19 protein-coding genes are annotated in these 15042 nt (G+C 72.4%); 13 read left to right on the top strand and 6 right to left on the bottom strand.

Going from position 1 to position 15042, the window contains the following annotated elements; all coding sequences use genetic code 11:
* Positions 1–50: 50 nt before the first annotated feature.
* The 3 genes from C6361_RS16040 to C6361_RS16030 form a co-directional block, all read right to left on the bottom strand.
* The gene (locus C6361_RS16040) at positions 51–239 is read right to left on the bottom strand and encodes a DUF397 domain-containing protein (RefSeq protein WP_107268215.1); all 189 of its coding nucleotides are present in this window, start codon (positions 237–239) and stop codon (positions 51–53) included.
* Positions 230–1042 (bottom strand): DUF5753 domain-containing protein, encoded by an 813-nt coding sequence (locus tag C6361_RS16035; RefSeq protein WP_107258516.1) that lies wholly within the window; start codon positions 1040–1042, stop codon positions 230–232. Before C6361_RS16035 ends, C6361_RS16040 begins: the two co-directional genes overlap by 10 nt.
* 105 nt (positions 1043–1147) lie before the next feature.
* The gene (locus C6361_RS16030) at positions 1148–1426 is read right to left on the bottom strand and encodes a glutaredoxin domain-containing protein (protein WP_107270984.1); all 279 of its coding nucleotides are present in this window, start codon (positions 1424–1426) and stop codon (positions 1148–1150) included.
* A gap of 119 nt (positions 1427–1545) precedes the next feature.
* Here C6361_RS16030 and C6361_RS16025 point away from each other — a divergent pair, with 119 nt between their 5' ends.
* The 3 genes from C6361_RS16025 to C6361_RS16015 all read left to right on the top strand — a co-directional run bounded on the left by C6361_RS16025 (position 1546) and on the right by C6361_RS16015 (position 3976).
* A complete protein-coding gene (locus C6361_RS16025; protein ID WP_107258517.1) occupies positions 1546–2319 on the top strand; it encodes a 3-oxoacyl-ACP reductase in 774 nt (257 codons plus the stop codon).
* Positions 2320–2394: 75 nt separating this feature from the next.
* Positions 2395–3252, top strand: coding sequence for a type I methionyl aminopeptidase (map, locus tag C6361_RS16020; protein ID WP_107258518.1), 858 nt, complete (start codon positions 2395–2397; stop codon positions 3250–3252).
* A 13-nt stretch (positions 3253–3265) separates the two neighbouring features.
* Complete coding sequence (locus C6361_RS16015; RefSeq protein ID WP_107258519.1) at positions 3266–3976, top strand: VIT1/CCC1 transporter family protein; 711 nt, start codon at positions 3266–3268, stop codon at positions 3974–3976.
* A 19-nt stretch (positions 3977–3995) separates the two neighbouring features.
* On the opposite strand, the gene C6361_RS16010 is transcribed toward C6361_RS16015, so the two are convergent.
* The 3 genes from C6361_RS16010 to C6361_RS16000 form a co-directional block, all read right to left on the bottom strand.
* A complete protein-coding gene (locus C6361_RS16010; protein WP_107258520.1) occupies positions 3996–4493 on the bottom strand; it encodes a nitroreductase/quinone reductase family protein in 498 nt (165 codons plus the stop codon).
* 75 nt (positions 4494–4568) lie between these two features.
* A complete protein-coding gene (locus C6361_RS16005) occupies positions 4569–4991 on the bottom strand; it encodes a ferritin-like domain-containing protein (protein WP_107258521.1) in 423 nt (140 codons plus the stop codon).
* Positions 4992–5025: 34 nt separating this feature from the next.
* Positions 5026–5544 (bottom strand): hypothetical protein, encoded by a 519-nt coding sequence (locus tag C6361_RS16000; RefSeq protein WP_369931397.1) that lies wholly within the window; start codon positions 5542–5544, stop codon positions 5026–5028.
* Positions 5545–5732: 188 nt separating this feature from the next.
* Here C6361_RS16000 and rimP point away from each other — a divergent pair, with 188 nt between their 5' ends.
* The 10 genes from rimP to C6361_RS15950 all read left to right on the top strand — a co-directional run bounded on the left by rimP (position 5733) and on the right by C6361_RS15950 (position 15034).
* The gene (gene rimP, locus C6361_RS15995) at positions 5733–6422 is read left to right on the top strand and encodes a ribosome maturation factor RimP (RefSeq protein ID WP_107268214.1); all 690 of its coding nucleotides are present in this window, start codon (positions 5733–5735) and stop codon (positions 6420–6422) included.
* Positions 6419–7474: a transcription termination factor NusA gene (nusA, locus tag C6361_RS15990; protein WP_107258523.1), complete on the top strand. Its 1056-nt coding sequence runs from the start codon at positions 6419–6421 to the stop codon at positions 7472–7474. The genes rimP and nusA overlap by 4 nt, the downstream gene beginning before the upstream one ends.
* Positions 7475–7489: 15 nt before the next feature.
* On the top strand, positions 7490–7834 hold the full coding sequence (locus tag C6361_RS15985) for a YlxR family protein (RefSeq protein WP_107258524.1): 345 nt from the start codon (positions 7490–7492) through the stop codon (positions 7832–7834).
* Between the two features lie 93 nt (positions 7835–7927).
* A complete protein-coding gene (gene infB / locus C6361_RS15980; protein WP_107258525.1) occupies positions 7928–10915 on the top strand; it encodes a translation initiation factor IF-2 in 2988 nt (995 codons plus the stop codon).
* A gap of 112 nt (positions 10916–11027) precedes the next feature.
* A complete protein-coding gene (locus C6361_RS15975; protein WP_101370373.1) occupies positions 11028–11321 on the top strand; it encodes a DUF503 domain-containing protein in 294 nt (97 codons plus the stop codon).
* Between the two features lie 161 nt (positions 11322–11482).
* Positions 11483–11980 (top strand): 30S ribosome-binding factor RbfA, encoded by a 498-nt coding sequence (gene rbfA, locus C6361_RS15970; protein WP_107268213.1) that lies wholly within the window; start codon positions 11483–11485, stop codon positions 11978–11980.
* Positions 11977–13062 carry a bifunctional oligoribonuclease/PAP phosphatase NrnA gene (locus C6361_RS15965; protein ID WP_234359520.1) on the top strand — a complete coding sequence of 362 codons (1086 nt, stop codon included), beginning with the start codon at positions 11977–11979 and terminating at the stop codon, positions 13060–13062. Before rbfA ends, C6361_RS15965 begins: the two co-directional genes overlap by 4 nt.
* Before the next feature lie 52 nt (positions 13063–13114).
* A complete protein-coding gene (locus C6361_RS15960; protein ID WP_107258527.1) occupies positions 13115–13522 on the top strand; it encodes a hypothetical protein in 408 nt (135 codons plus the stop codon).
* Complete coding sequence (locus C6361_RS15955; protein ID WP_101370376.1) at positions 13519–13728, top strand: DUF6186 family protein; 210 nt, start codon at positions 13519–13521, stop codon at positions 13726–13728. Before C6361_RS15960 ends, C6361_RS15955 begins: the two co-directional genes overlap by 4 nt.
* Before the next feature lie 994 nt (positions 13729–14722).
* Positions 14723–15034 carry a hypothetical protein gene (locus C6361_RS15950; RefSeq protein ID WP_159079345.1) on the top strand — a complete coding sequence of 104 codons (312 nt, stop codon included), beginning with the start codon at positions 14723–14725 and terminating at the stop codon, positions 15032–15034.
* The last annotated feature ends 8 nt before the right edge of the window (positions 15035–15042 follow it).

Below are 15042 nucleotides of genomic sequence, written 5' to 3'. Positions count from 1 at the left end.
GTACGCCGACGGCGTCGCCGGGCCGGACGGTCACGGCGACGTCGTCGCGCTCAACGGCCCTTCGCCAGCCCGACGAACGCGCCCCACGCCTCGGCGTCGAAGGCGAGCGTGCCACCGTCCCGGTCCTTGCTGTCCCGCACGAGTACGACCCCCGGCAGGTTGTCGGCCACCTCGACGCAGTTCCCGCCGCTGCCGCCGCTGCGGGTGGACTTCCGCCAGTTCGCCTTCGTCAGATCCATGGCCGCACGATCTCCTTGATCAGGCCGAGCGACTGCCCGGCCGGCAGCGCTACGTTCCGGACACTCTCCCACCTTCCCAGCAGAGCTTCCACGTCCTCGGTCCGGTCGACCACGGACCCGCCGAGTTGGTTCTCCAGATGCCCGACCCAGCCGCCCTCCTCGGACCGGGAAAGCACGAATGGACCGCTCAATCCCGCATGCAAGCCGGCGTTGGAAGGAAGCACGTGCACATGGATGTGTGGGCGTTCGGCCATGTTGAGCAGGTGAAGGAGCTGCTCGGCCATCACCTTCTCGTAGCCATTGACGAACCGGCGCAACGCCGTCTCCTCGATCACGGCGACGAACTGCGGTGGGTGTTCCTGAGTCAGGATCGCTTGCCGGGATATCCGGGCATTGACGAGGGTCTCCACCTCCTCCTCGGTGCGGGTGTCGTCCGCGCCGCGAAGGATCGCGCGGGCGTAGGCGGGGGTCTGGAGGAGGCCGGGAATCAGGTTGGGCTCGAAGCAGCGGAGTTGCTTCGCCACCCGCTCCGCGTCGAGCCAGGGGCGGAACCAGATCGGCTCGCCGTCCCGCTCGGCGAGCGACAGCAGCGACACGAACAGGTTTCCGGTCTTGAAGATCTTGTCCGCCCGCGCCAGGTAGTCGGCGTCCAGTGGACGTTGGCCGAGTTCGACCGCCGACACCATCGAGCCGGAGAAGTGCGCCAGCTTGCCGTACTCGTCCTGGCTCAGTTCGGCGTTGGTGCGCATCAGCCGCAACTGGGTCCGGATGAGGTCTGCGGTGAGGATGAGCTTGTTCGCCATGCTTGCTCCACAGTGCTCCGGGTACCGCCGGAAATGACCGCGCCGAGAGTAACCCTGTCGCAGCCGAGTGTCACCGGCAGAAGTGGCGGCGGAACCGGCAGAACCTCAGCCCTGGTCGTTCAGTAGACGCGGGGCGTGCTCGCGTACCGCCGCGAGGAGCTGGCGGTGGGACGGGTTGACCATCGGGTGACCGGCAACCGTCACCGTCGGCACGGTCTCGTTGCCGTCCGCCACCGAGCGGACGAAGGCCGCCGCGTCCGGATCCCGCCAGATGTTCACCTTCCTGACCGGCAGCCGGGTGAAGAGCAGCCGGAACCGCAGCTTCATGCAGTACGGGCACCCCGGTCGCCAGTAGAGGACGACCTCGCCCCGATCCTCGCCCATCCGGACCACCCCGCTTCCGTGCCCCCTGCCCGGCAGCCTAGCGGCCGAACGGTACTCGACCAGGGGCCGCCGTTCGGCGAGGATGCCGGAACGGGCCGGCGACGAAAGGGTGGGCCGCGATGGTGACGAGTGACCGACTGGCCGGGCGGGTGGCGGTGGTGACCGGTGCGGGCAGCGGGATCGGGCTGGCCACGGCACGCCGGTTCGCCGCCGAGGGCGCGTACGTGGTCTGCGTCGACGTCGCCGCCGAGGCCGGAGAGGCCGCCGCCGACGAGGTGCACGGCGAGTTCGTGGCCTGCGACGTGGCCGACGAGGCACAGGTACGTGATCTCTTCGACCAGGTCGCGGCCCGGCGCGGCCGGATCGACATCGCGTTCAACAACGCCGGCATCTCCCCGCCGGAGGACGACTCGATCCTGACCACCGGCCTGGACGCCTGGGAGCGGGTGATCCGGGTCAACACCACCAGCGTCTACCTCTGCTGCAAGTACGTACTGCCGCACATGCTCCGCCAGGGCAAGGGCTCGATCGTCAACACCGCCTCCTTCGTCGCGCTGATGGGGGCCGCCACCTCACAGATCGCCTACACGGCGAGCAAGGGCGGGGTGCTGGCGCTGACCCGGGAACTCGGCGTGCAGTTCGCCCGGCAGGGGATCCGGGTCAACGCGCTCTGCCCCGGGCCGATCGGCACCCCGCTGCTGCGGGAACTCTTCGCCAAGGACCCGGAGCGGGCCGCCCGGCGGCTGGTGCACGTACCGATGGGGCGGTTCGGCGAACCCGAGGAGATCGCCGCCGCGGTCGCCTTCCTGGCCAGCGACGACGCCTCGTTCATGACCGCCGCCCAGTTCGTCGTGGACGGGGGGATCACCGGCGCCTACGTCACCCCGCTGTGAGCGCGGCGACGGGCGGCTGTCGTCCGGGTCACCGAAGCGTGAGTGCGTGCCGGCGCCGACGTTAGGGTGGAAGTCATGACCGTCCGTGCGCCGTTGACCCCCGGCACGCTCTCCCCGTGGCGCCAGGTGCCGCCCCACATCGTCCGCCCCGAGTACGTCGGCAAGAAGCGGCCGAAGGAGTGGCGCGGTTCACACGTGCAGTCCGCCGAGACGATCGAGAAGATGCGGGTCGCCGGCCGGATCGCCGCCCAGGCCACCCAGCTCGCCGGTGAGCACTGCAAGCCCGGCGTCACCACCGACGAGATCGACCGGGTGGTGCACGAGTTCCTGATCGACCACAACGCCTACCCCTCCACCCTCGGCTACAAGGGCTTCCCGAAGTCGTGCTGCACGAGCCTCAACGAGGTGATCTGCCACGGCATCCCGGACTCGACCGTGCTGATGGACGGCGACATCATCAACGTCGACGTGACGGCGTACCTCGACGGGGTGCACGGGGACACCGACGCCACCTTCTGCGTCGGCGAGGTGGCCGAGCCGGCCCGGCTGCTGGTGGAGCGGACCCACGAGGCGATGATGCGGGGCATCCGGGCGGTCGCCCCGGGCCGGCAGATCAACGTGATCGGCCGGGTGATCGAGTCGTACGCCAAGCGGTTCGGCTACGGGGTGGTCCGGGACTTCACCGGGCACGGCATCGGCGAGGCGTTCCACAGCGGGCTCTACGTGCCGCACTACGACAGCCCCCGGCCGACCGACGTGATGGAGCCGGGGATGACGTTCACGATCGAGCCGATGATCACCCTCGGCACCCACGAGTACGACGTGTGGGAGGACGGCTGGACCGTGGTGACCAAGGACCGGCGCTGGACGGCGCAGTTCGAGCACACCATCGTGGTCACCGAGGACGGCCACGAGATCCTCACCCTGCCGTGACGGACGGGCACCGGTGACGGACGCGGCCACCCCGGTCAGCGAGCACCACCACGCGGACGTCTCCGGCGGCTGGCTGCGCCCCGCCGTCTTCGGCGCGATGGACGGCCTGGTCACCAACATCGCGTTGATCGCGGGCGTCGGCGGTGGCGGGGTCGCGCCGCGCAACATCGTGCTGACCGGCTTCGCCGGGCTGGTCGCCGGGGCGATCTCGATGGGGCTCGGCGAATACACCAGCGTGCAGTCGCAGAACGAGCAGGTGGCCGCCGAGGTCGCCAAGGAGCGCCGCGAGCTGGAGCGGAACCCGGCCGGCGAGGCCCGGGAACTCGTCGAGACGTGGGTGCAGCGGGGGCTGCCCCGGCACCTCGCCGAGCAGGTCGCCGAGGTGCTGCGGCACAACCCGGACGAGGCGCTCCGGGTGCACGTCCAGGAGGAGTTGGGCGTCGACGCCGACGAGCGGCCCAGCCCGTGGACCGCCGCCTTCTCCTCCTTCCTCTGCTTCTCCGTCGGTGCCGTGGTGCCGTTGATCACCTATCTGCTCGGCTTCTCCAGCCTCTGGCTGGCGCTCGGCGTGGGCGGTCTCGGCCTCTTCGTCGCGGGTGCGGTCGTCGCCCGGTTCACCAAGCGGCGGTGGTGGGTGAGCGGTGGCCGGCAACTGCTGCTCGGCGCGGCGGCCACCGCCGCGACGTACCTGGTCGGCCGGCTCATCGGCGTCGGCGTGAGCTGACGGCCGCCCCGGAGCCGAGCTAACCCTCGGTGGAGGTCCGTTCGAGTCGGAAGACCCGGATGTCCCGGCCGCCGGCCCGGCGAACGTAGGTCCGGTACGCCGGCCACTCGGCCACCAGCAGCGCCCAGAGCCGCTCCCGCTCGGCGCCTTGGGCCAGCCGGGCCCGGACCGGTATCCGGGTGCCGTCGACGGTGACCGTGGCGGCCGGGTCGGCGAGCAGGTTGAGCGCCCAGGCGGGCTGCTCGGGGCGACCCCAGTTCGAGCCGGTCACCACGAAGGCGTCGCCGTCCGGCACGTAGAGCAGCGGATTGCTGCGTGGCCGCCCGGACCGCCGCCCGGTGGTGGTGATCAGCAGTGACGGCACCAGCCCGAGCGCCACCACCCGGCCCCGGGTCAGCCTGGCGACCAGCCGGTCGGCCGGGACCAGCAACGGGGTGCAGGCGGCGAACCAGCGCGCGTGGCCGAGCCGGCGTACGGCCCGGCCGAGGGCGGAGACCGGTCTTCCCAGAGCGGACATCGGTACAGTGTGCCGGCTGTGGCGTCGCCACCGTCCGCCGACACCGCGATTCGGGGCGGGCCCGGGGCCTGCGGGTCAGGCCGGGCGGCCCGGGAACGGCACGGTGGCCGGGCTGACCCCGGCCGTCCCGCGCCACCGGGTGGCCCGGACCGCCGCGTCGGTGAGCCCGTCCAGCGCCCGGCTCCGCTCGGCGCCCTCGGTCGCCGGCAGCGCGGCCCGCCAGACCGCCGCGGTCCGCTCCTCGACCTCGACCGCCAGCCGCAGCGCGCCGGCCTCGTCGGTGACGGCGAACGGCAGCGCGTACGCCGGCTCGGGCGCCGGCACCGGGCCGCCCCGCTCGGTGAGGAGCAGCACCAGCGCGTCCCGCCGGCCGCGATGTGCCGCCTCGGCGGAGCGGGCCTGCTCGGCGGCGGCACCGGAGAGGCGTACCCCGATCAGCCCGTACGCGTAGACCGCCGCGTGCTCGGCGGCCAGCGCCGCCGCCAGTGCCTCGGACATCACGCCACCCCTTCCCGCGCCCCGTCGCGTCCGCTCACCGCAGTACCTCCAGATGGGTCGCCCGGGCCGCGGCGATCGAACCGACCAGCGCGGCCCGGCCGGCGGGCGCCTCGGTGCAGGCCTTCACGGCGGCGTCCCGGCCCTGCTGCTCGGCCTCCCGCAGCCCGGCCAGGGCCGCCGAGGCGCTGGCGGCGCCGGGGTCGGCGCCGGCGGTCGGGGCGGTGGCGGTGGCGGTCGGCAGCGCGGTGCCGGTCACCCGGGACAGCTCGGCGGCGTGCGCCCGGTGCGCCTCGGCGACCGGCCGGAGCCGGTCGGACAGCTCCGGAAAGGCGGCTATCGCGGCCTCGTGCCGGGCGGCGAGGTCGAGGGCGCCGCCGATCAACGGTGTCAGCGGGTCCGGCTCGGGCGGCGGGTCGGGCTCGCCGCCGAAGAGGCCGCAGCCGGTGAGGGGGCCGGCGGCACCGACCAGTGCCGCCAGGCCGACCGCCCGGATCATCTCGCGTCGGGACCGCCCCGCCGCGCCGATCGTCTGGTTCGTGTTGCCGGTCCGCACCCGGCAAGTCAACACCATCGGTGCGGCCGACGGGGTCGGCACGGTCAGCACGGCCGGTCGTCGGTGCGCCGATCGGGCTCTCGGGCGGCCAGCGCGTTACGCTCTGCGCAGCCGCCGGACGCTTCAGTCCGGTGGCACGCCGGTGTGGCTGCCGGGCGCCAGCCGGCGATCACGAGAGAGGGGCGGAGATGACGCAGCGTGGCCGGAACACCGGTCGGCCCAGGGCGGGCCACCGGGCTCCGGACCGTCCCCGCGAGGACCAGTCCGCGCGTCGGCTCCGGCTCCGTGCCGTGATCGAGCCCGTGGTGAACACCGCCGGCTACGACCTGGAGGACCTCTCGGTGTCCCGGGCCGGCCGCCGGTACGTCGTCCGGGTGATCGTGGACGGCGACGGCGGGGTCAGCCTCGACGCCGTGGCCGACGTCTCCCGGCTCCTCTCCAAGGCGCTCGACCAGGCGGAGGAGACCGGTGGTGACCTGGTCGCCGGGGAATACCAGCTCGAGGTGAGTTCGCCCGGCGTGGACCGGCCGCTGACCCAGCCCCGGCACTGGCGGCGCAACGTGGGCCGGCTGGTGAAGGTGACCGTACGCGGCCCGGGTGAGCGCCCCGAGCAGGGCGGCGCCGAGGAGCGGCCGCCGGCACCCGCGGACCGGCAGCTGACCGCCCGGGTGGTCGCCGCCGACGACGAGCGGGTGGTGCTGGAGACCGACGCCGGACCGGTCGGCTGGGCGTACCCCGACCTCGGGCCGGGGCGGGTCCAGGTGGAGTTCAGCCGGCTGGAGGAGATCGCCGACGACGATCTGACCGCTGCCGGCGATGATGACTATGACGACGTCGACAACGGCGACGACGAAGATGTGGAGGGCGAGGAGAGGTGAACATCGACCTCGCGGCGTTGCGCGCCCTGGAGCGCGAGCGGGAGATCCCGTTCGACACGATTCTCGCGGCGATCGAGACCGCGTTGCTGACGGCGTACCGGCACACCGAGGGGGCCCAGGCGCACGCCCGGGTCGAGATCGACCGCAAGACCGGCGCCGCCCTGGTCTACGCCCAGGAGCAGGACGCCGACGGTACGGTGATTCGGGAGTTCGACGACACTCCGCACGACTTCGGCCGGATCGCCGCGATGACCGCCAAGCAGGTCATCCTGCAACGGCTCCGCGAGGCCACCGACGAGGTGCACTTCGGCGAGTACGCGGGCCGGGACGGCGACCTGGTCACCGGGGTGGTGCAGGCGCACGAGGCGCGCAGTGAGAAGGGCATCGTCTCGGTCGACCTCGGCAAGGTCGAGGCGGTACTGCCGCAGGCCGAGCAGGTCCCCGGCGAGCTGTACGAGCACGGTCAGCGGATCCGCTGCGTCGTCGTACACGTGGTCAAGGGCTTCCGTGGCCCGCAGATCACCCTCTCCCGGTCGCACCCGAACCTGGTGAAGAAGCTCTTCGCCCTGGAGGTCCCGGAGATCGCCGACGGCACCGTGGAGATCGCCGCGATCGCCCGCGAGGCCGGCCACCGGACCAAGATCGCGGTCCGGTCCACCGTGCCGGGGGTGAACGCCAAGGGCGCCTGCATCGGTCCGATGGGGCAGCGGGTCCGGGCGGTGATGAGCGAGCTGCACGGTGAGAAGATCGACATCATCGACTGGTCGGACGATCCGGCCCAGTTCGTCGGCAACGCCCTCTCGCCGGCCAAGGCGCTCCGGGTCGAGGTGGTCGACGCGGCGACCCGGACGGCCCGGGTGACCGTGCCGGACTTCCAGCTCTCGCTGGCGATCGGCCGAGAGGGGCAGAATGCCCGACTGGCGGCCCGGTTGACCGGTTGGCGAATCGACATCCGGCCCGATACGGAGCAGATGCCGACCCAGGCGTCGGCCGGTCGGCAGGGCGGTCCTGATCACGCAGCCGAGGCGGACGGAGCGATCTCGGCCGGGTAGGGGTAGACTTTCCCAGTGGTACGACGCGCGGAGCCGGAGCGCACCTGTGTGGGCTGTCGGCAACGGGCGCCGGCCGGCCAGCTGCTGCGGATTGTCGCGGTCGGCAATGAGACTGGTCACAGCCTCCGACCCGATCCGACCCGTAAGCTGCCGGGAAGGGGAGCACACCTGCATCCCGATCCGGCCTGCTTCACGCTGGCAGTGCGGCGACGCGCCTTCGGGCGGGCGCTGCGTATCGCTGGCGTACCTGACGCGAGTGAGTTGGCCGAGCACGTCCAAGGCGTCGACGACCATGACCGGCCATCCGGCCGGGCGGGATCGACGCGACGGAACCCGAGCAAGGTAGGACGACCGACATGAGCACACGATGAAGTCCCAGAAATGACCAGGCTTCAAGTGCACGAGTGAGGTCGCTGCGGGTGCTGCCCGCACGACCTCGGAGTGAGGAGTGCAGTGGCAGGCAAGGCCCGCGTACACGAGCTGGCTAAGGAGCTCGGGGTCGAAAGCAAGACCGTTCTCGCCAAGTTGAAGGAAATGGGCGAGTTCGTCAAATCAGCGTCGAGCACCGTCGAGGCCCCGGTGGCCCGTCGGCTGCGCGGCGCCTTCGTCGCGTCCCCGGAACCGGCGGCACCCGCCGCCGCCCCGACGCCACCGCCGGCTCCGAAGGCGGCTCCGGCGGCGGGTCCGGGAGAACCCAGGATCGCCGCGAAGCCCGGACCGCCGCGTCGGCCGACGCCGCCGGCGAAGCCCAAGGGCCCGGTGCCCGGTCCGCCGCAGCCGGCGGCTCCGGTCGCCAAGCCGGCGAGCGCGCACGACATCGAGTTGGCCGCCGCCGAGGCGCGCGCGGCCGCGCTCAAGGCCGAGCAGGAGGCGACCGTCAAGGCCGCCCAGGCGGCTCGGCAGCAGCGCAACGAGACCGTCCGGCGGGAACCGCCGGCCGACGGCGGCCCGACGAACCGGCCGAAGCCGGGTCCGAATGCCGTACCGCCGCGTCCGGGTGCCCCGTCGGGTGCCCGTCCCGCGCCGCCCGGTGCTCCGACGCCCGGCCCCGGCCGGCCCGGTGGCCGTCCGCCGGCGCGCAGCGGCGGTAACAACCCGTTCGGCATCACTCCGGGCGGACAGCGTCCGGCTGCGGCGGGTGGGCCCCGGCCCAACCCGGCGAACATGCCGCCGAGGCCGAGCCCGGCCTCGATGCCGCCCCGGCCGAGCCCGGCGTCGATGCCGACGCAGCGGCCGGGTCGTCCCGGTGGCGGCCCCGGCCGTCCCGGTGGCGGTGGCGGTGCCGGTCGTCCCGGTGGCGGTGGCGGCGGGTTCCGTGGCGGCCCCGGTGGCGGTGGCGGCGGCGGGTTCCGTGGCGGCCCCGGTGGCGGTGGCGGCGGTGCCGGTGGCGGCTACCGCGGCGGTCCCGGTGGTGGCGGCGGTGCCGGTGGCGGCTACCGCGGTGGCCCCGGTGGCGGTGCGCCGGCCGGTGGTGCGGGTCGCCCCGGTGGTGGCGGTCGCGGCCGTGGCGGCGGTGCCGCGGGTGCCTTCGGGCGTCCGGGCGGCAAGCCGACCCGTGGTCGCAAGTCGAAGAAGCAGCGCAGACAGGAGTTCGACAACCTGTCGGCGCCGACCATGAGCTCGGGCGCCCCGCGCGGCCAGGGTCAGGTCATTCGGCTGCCTCGCGGTGCGTCGCTGTCGGACTTCGCGGACAAGATCAACGCGAACCCCGGTTCGCTGGTCCAGGAGATGTTCAACCTGGGCGAGATGGTCACCGCGACCCAGTCCGTCTCCGACGACACGCTCCTGCTGCTCGGCGAGCACCTCGGCTTCGAGGTCTCGATCGTCAGCCCGGAGGACGAGGACCGCGAGCTGCTCGCCCAGTTCAACATCGACCTGGACGCCGAGGTCGCCACGGACCGGCTGGTCAGCCGGCCGCCGGTGGTGACCGTCATGGGTCACGTCGACCACGGTAAGACCAAGCTGCTCGACGCGATCCGCAAGGCGAACGTGGTCGAGGGCGAGGCCGGCGGCATCACCCAGCACATCGGCGCCTACCAGGTGCACGTGCCGCACGAGGGTGAGGACCGGGCGCTGACCGTCATCGACACCCCGGGTCACGAGGCGTTCACCGCCATGCGTGCCCGTGGTGCCCAGGTCACCGACATCGTGGTGCTGGTGGTCGCCGCCGACGACGGCGTCATGCCGCAGACGATCGAGGCGCTCAACCACGCCAAGGCGGCGGACGTGCCGATCGTGGTGGCGGTCAACAAGATCGACAAGCCGGAGGCAAACCCGGACAAGGTACGGCAGCAGTTGACCGAATACGGTCTGGTCGCCGAGGAGTACGGCGGCGACACCATGTTCGTCAACGTGGCCGCCAAGCCCGGCATCGGCATCGAGGAACTGCTCGAGGCGGTCCTGCTCACCGCCGACGCGTCGCTGGAGCTGACCGCTCCGATCGACGGGCCGGCCCAGGGTGTGGCGATCGAGGCGCACCTGGACAAGGGGCGCGGTGCGGTGGCCACGGTGCTGGTGCAGAAGGGCACCCTGCGGGCCGGCGACTCGATCGTCGCCGGTGGGGCGCACGGCCGGGTCCGGGCCATGCTGGACGAGAACGGCAAGCCGGTCACCGAGGCCGGTCCCGCGCGTCCGGTCATGGTGCTCGGTCTGACCGCGGTACCGGGAGCGGGTGACACCTTCCTGGCTGCCGAGGACGACCGTACGGTCCGGCAGATCGCCGAGCAGCGGCAGGCGCGGCGGCGGGCGGCGAGCTTCGCCAACTCGCAGCGGCGGCCGAGTCTCGAAACGATCATGGAGCAGCTCAAGGAGGGCGAGAAGACCTCGCTCAACCTGGTGCTCAAGGGCGACGGTTCCGGTTCGGTGGAAGCGCTGGAGGACGCGCTCTTCAAGCTCGACATTCCGGCGGAGGTCCAACTGCGGATCATCCACCGGGGCGTCGGTGCCATCACGGAGAGCGACGTCATGCTGGCCAGCGCCTCGTCCGAGGCGGTCACGATCATCGGCTTCAACGTCCGGGCCTCCAACAAGGTCCGGGAGATCGCCGACCGCGAGGGCGTGGAGATCCGGTACTACACCGTGATCTACCAGGCCATCGAGGAGATCGACGCCGCGCTCAAGGGCCTGCTCAAGCCGGAGTTCGAAGAGGTCGAGCTGGGCAGCGCGGAGATCCGCGACGTCTTCCGCTCGTCCAAGATCGGCAACATCGCCGGTTGTATCGTCCGGTCCGGTGTCATCCGCCGTAACGCCAAGGCGCGGCTGCTGCGGGACGGGACGGTCGTGGCCGACAACGTCTCGATCAGCTCGCTGAAGAGGTTCAAGGACGACGCCACCGAGGTCCGCGAGGGCTTCGAGTGCGGTCTGACGTTGAGCAACTTCAACAACGTGCAGGTCGGGGACATCATCGAGACGTTCGAGATGCGCGAGAAGCCGCGCGCCTGAGCGAGTTCGATAACCGGTGGCCGGAACCCGTGGGGTTCCGGCCACCGGCCTGTCCGGGGCCGGCCGGGAAAGGCGGTGAGCGGCGGGGGTGCGATGGCGTACCCTTCCCGCCGTGTATACCGGAACCGCCCTGTTCGACCTGCTGCTGCCCGGAGACTCGCGCTCCCTGAAGGCGAAGCGGTCCTATGTCCGCCCCATCGTCGCCGCGCTCCGCAAGTTCGAGGTCTCGGCCGCCGAGGTCGGCGCGCTCGACCTGCACGGGCGGGCCCAGATCGCGGTCGCCCTGGTCGCCTCCGAACCCGAGCACGTCGGCACGGTGCTGGACGCCTGCGAGCGTCTGGTCGCCGGCCGACCGGAGGTCGAGTTGCTCTCCGTACGGCGCCGATTGCACGGCGCGGACGACTGAATTGGCCGCTGGCCAGGGGGTAATCAGCCGGTACGGCCAATGGCGACGGCGGCGGCGAGGCCGCAGGATGCGCGGGTAGTGTTTCCCAGGTCGGCCGGTCCGGCCGCGGCGCCCAGCGCCGCCGGTCCGGCCCGGAAGCAGATGGGCGTGGAGGTGCGGAGATGACGGACCAGGCCAAGGTGCGTCGGCATGCGGAGCGGGTGCGGGAACTGGTGGCGTCGGTGGTGCGTACCCAGATCAAGGACCCCCGGCTCGGCATGATCACCATTACCGACGCCCGGATCACCCCGGACCTGCGAGACGCCACGGTCTTCTACACGGTGCTCGGCGACGCCTCCGACCAGGCGGCCACCGCCGCCGCGCTGGAGAGCGCCAAGGGACTGCTGCGGAGCACCGTCGGCAAGGCCCTCGGGCTGCGTCACTCGCCGAGCCTGACCTTCGTGCTCGACGACGTACAGGACCAGGTCAAGCAGATCGACGAACTGCTGGCGGCGGCGCGTACCGCCGACGCGGAGGTGCAGCGGCTGGCCGCCCGGGCCGAGTACGCGGGCGAGCCGCAGCCGTACAAGCTCGACTCCGACGACGACGAGGTCGACTCCGACGACGACGAGCAGGACGAGGACCGGCCGCCGGCCGGAGACGGCGGAGACCGGCGGTGAGCGGGGCACTGCTCACCGACGTTTCCCAGCCGGCCGCCGGAGGGCCGACCGAGGCGGAGTGGGCGGCGGCGGTCTCCGCCATCACCCGGCTCCCCGCCGACGGCCGGATACTGCTGATCTGCCACGTCAACCCCGACGGCGACGCGCTGGGCAGCATGCTCGGCTTCGGGCTCGGGCTGCGCCGGCTCGGCGTACGGCAGCTCCAGGCCACCTTCCCCGGGCGTCCGGAGGTGCCGGAGCCGCTCCAGGCGATGCCCGGCCTCGACCTGCTCGTCCCGGCGACCGAGGCCGACCCGGATCCGGACCTGGTGATCTGCTTCGACGTCGCCGCCGTCTCCCGGCTCGGCGACCTGGCCGACCGGCTGGACCGGGCCGAGACCGCCGTCGTGCTGGACCACCACGCCTCGAACACCCGGTTCGGCGGGATCCACCTGGTCGACCCGGACGCCGCCGCCACCTCCGTGGTGGTGGAGAAGCTGCTGGTCCGGCTCGGTGTGCCGCTGGACGCCGGGATCGCCGAGTGCCTCTACATCGCGCTCGCCACCGACACCGGCTCGTTCCGGTTCGACATGACCACCCCGGCGGTGCACGAGATGGCCGCCCGGCTGCTGGCCACCGGCATCCGCCCCGGGGAGATCTCCCGGCGGATCTTCGACACCCGGCCGTTCGGCGCGGTCCGGCTCTACGGTGACGTGCTCGGGCGTACCCGGTTGGAGCCGTTGGCCGCCGGTGGGCTGGGGCTGGTCTGGACGTACGCGACCCTCGACGACCTGAAGCGGCACGGGCAGCGCCCGTACACCCTGGAGCCGCTGATCGACTCGGTGCGCTGCACCGCCGAGGCGGACGTGAGCTGCGTGCTCAAGCAGGTCGCCGAGGCGGAGTGGGCGGTCTCCATGCGCAGCAAGGGCGCCAGCGACGTGAGCCGGGTGGCGGTGGCGCTGGGCGGGGGCGGGCACCGGCTGGCGGCCGGGTTCACCGGCTACGGCTCGGCGCCCGAGGTGGTCGACGCGATCCGGGCCGAGTTGGCCCGGGGCGAGGCCGAGGGCGCGCAACCCCCGGCCGGGCAGCCAGATCTGGAGTAACGGGAACGGCGTCGTGCTTTCCGCCGGGCGATGGCCCGGGGACAATCGGTTCATGGAACAGCAGCCGGAGCTCTCTGCGGATGTGCCCCGGGCCTGGGACCGACCGGTCGTCACGGTTCCGACCCTCACCGTTCTGTCCCTGATCGGCGGTCAGTTCCCGTCGTTCTCGACGCAGGCGAACATCTACGCCATCGGCACCGGCGGCGCGCTGGTGTGGCTGGGGCTCTCCAACCGGGTGCCCCGGCGACCCGTACCGCACCGGCTGCGCTCCGGCGCGGCGTGGTGGCTGCTCCCCGTACTCGTCTTCGGGGTCTTCGAGGCCAGCACCTTCATGCTCGGTTCCCGGGACGACTTCCCGACCTTTTCCAAGATCGCCGACCCGCTGCTGGACGACTCGCTGGTCCGCTCGGTCGGCTACTTCGCGTGGCTCTCCGCGTTCTGGGGGTTGGTGCGTCGATGAGGTACGTCGCGATCGCCGGGTTCACCGTGGCGCTGCTGCTCTTCGTGGTGGTCGAGTGGGCCGCCCGCCGGGAGGGGTCCCGGATTCCCACCTTCGGCGACGTCTGCGCCTACGTGATGCGCTACGAGGTCGGTCCGGTACCGGTCGGCCGGATCGCCCTGTTCGGCTTCTGGTGGTGGATGGGCTGGCACTTCTTCGCCCGCTGAGCACCACCGCCCGCCGAGTGCCGCCGCCCGCTGAGCACCGCCGCCGTCCGATCCTCACCGACCCCATCGAGCGCCGCACCGGCCGAGCTGGCCGGAGCCGTGCCGACCAGGGGAGCAGCCGAGATCTGACGGTTCCCGCTGTCCCGAATGACGGGAATGCTGCGCAGGATGTGGACCTGAACGATAGCTTGGGTAACGGAACTGAACGATACCTAGGGTTGTGGTCGCACCCGTCCCACCCGTGACCGGGTGTGGCAACCCGTCGCAGATCGCCTGCCTCCCAGGGTCAACCGACCCGGGGCGTCACGCCGTCCCGGCCGCCTCGTCCGGAAGATCCCGGACCCGCCGTCCCGGCCGATCAGCAGGACCCCTGTCGGGGTGGACCCGCGCCCTGCGGTGCCACCCGCCCTGGAAGGAGCCACGCCATGGCCGCCAAGCCGACCAAGCCCAAGCCGGAGAGCACCGACGAGGCCCGCGAGCAGGTTCGCCGCGCGCTCCAGACGTCGATGGACACCCGCCAGTGACCCAGCGCGGAGCCGCGTGAGCGGCCAGCTCCCGGCCACCGGCCGGAACCGCGCGTACCGTTCCCGATCGTCCCTCCTGCCGGCCGACGAGCCGGCCCGTTCCGCCCGCACCGGTCTGCCGGACGGCCTCGATCCGCCCGGGACAGCCGGTGCGGTCGCATGTCGGGTGCGGACCGTCGACAAGGGCTGATCGAGCCGGGATTCGGCGGGCGGCTGTTCCGCAGCGACCCACGCGACCCGGACGACCGACGGGCGACCCACTCGGCGTACTCGGACCCGGGAAACCGGGCCCGGGAGAACATCCCGCACACCGTGATCGGGCACCGGGACAGGCCCGCTGACGCGGCGTCGCGGGGGGCCGGGCGTGCGCTCGGGAAGGTCCGCCGGGAGGGCTCGACGTTGGTATATTGCTTCCCCAACGGGGCCCGGTCGGCCGGGTGGTAGCCCCCTAGGTGTGACGGGGAGGCGTGATGGCGCAGCCGGTTCGGGTGAACGTGCCCGGGTTGCGGACGTTGGGTGGCGAGATCGTCGGCCACGGCGCCGAACTCAAACGCATCGTCACGGCGGTCCAGGGGCAGCTCGTCCCCCCGGGCGGGCCCGGGGCGAACGGCTGGGCCACTCTGGACGCGACGACCAGAGCCTCGGACGGCTGGGAGGGCTATCTCAACGGCCTCGGCGGCCGGACCGAGGCGGCCGGACAGTCCTTGATCGATTCCGCCAACAACTACCAGGGCTCCGACCAGCGCGCCGGGCAGCGGCACGGCGGGCTGCGCGCGGAATGAGCGTGCGA

It is taken from the genome of Plantactinospora sp. BC1, from assembly GCF_003030345.1.
Classification (GTDB): Bacteria; Actinomycetota; Actinomycetes; order Mycobacteriales; family Micromonosporaceae; genus Plantactinospora.
The sequence above is the reverse complement of the archived record's forward strand: the minus strand, read 5'-3'. Positions and strand labels throughout refer to the sequence as shown.